Origin of the sequence: Pyxidicoccus trucidator, assembly GCF_010894435.1 — a bacterium.
Taxonomy (GTDB): domain Bacteria; phylum Myxococcota; class Myxococcia; order Myxococcales; family Myxococcaceae; genus Myxococcus; species Myxococcus trucidator.
Map to the genome: position 1 here is coordinate 1 of NZ_JAAIXZ010000098.1, position 417 is coordinate 417.

Sequence of the window (417 nt, forward strand, 5' to 3'; positions counted from 1 at the left end):
GCGGCCGAGCTGGGGCGAGAGGCGGAAGCTGACCAGACCGCCACGGAAGGACTGGACGGGCGGGCGGGGGAAGTCGGTGGGCAGCTCCAGCGCATGAGGCGCGCCGGAGAGCTGCTGCTTCCACCAGTCCACCTGCTGCTCCAGCACCTCGTCCTTGAGCCACGAGCGCTGCCAGACGGCGAAGTCGGCGTACTGAACGGGCAGCTCTGGCAGGGGCGAGGGGAGGCCCGCGGAGAATGCCTGATAGAGGGCGCCAATCTCGGAGACGAGCAGCCCCATGGACCAGCCGTCGGAGACGACGTGGTGCATGTTGAGCAGCAGCACGTGCTGCTGTTCGGCCAGGCGCAGCAGGCTGACGCGCAGCAGCGGACCGGTGGAGAGGCTGAAGGGATGCAGCGCGTCCGCCTGGGCCATGCG

At 69.8% G+C, this 417-nt stretch carries 1 protein-coding gene; it reads right to left on the reverse strand.

The features are described from left to right. Positions 1–417, reverse strand: a 417-nt coding sequence (locus G4D85_RS48585; RefSeq protein ID WP_164021955.1) for a condensation domain-containing protein, incomplete at both ends; no start/stop codon positions are given.